This window comes from Nocardia sp. TBRC8007 (assembly GCF_056629435.1).
The window spans coordinates 1-202 of record NZ_JBWSOR010000273.1 but is presented as its reverse complement, the minus strand read 5'-3'; the positions used below and the strand labels follow the sequence as shown (position 1 = coordinate 202).

The 202-nt window shown below is 58.4% G+C and carries 1 pseudogene; it reads left to right on the top strand.

From position 1 onward, the window contains the following. Positions 1 to 148 (top strand): annotated as a pseudogene (locus ACX4ZE_RS23630) (IS256 family transposase); the annotation flags it as partial. Between the last annotated feature and the right edge of the window lie 54 nt (positions 149 to 202).

The window sequence follows — 202 nt, the reverse complement described above, 5'->3', positions numbered from 1 at the left end:
TCGGGACTCGGCGATGAAGCTGCTTTATCTCGGGCTGCGGAACATCTCCAGCGAGCGAGGTGGGTACTCGGGCACGGGGACACGGAACTGGACGGCAGCCCTGAACGCGCTTGCTGCGATGTTCCCCAATCGACTTCCGTTGTACTAGAATAGTTTTGGGACTGAAGTAGTCCCGTTCTTACACGGTTGTCGTGACAGGCCC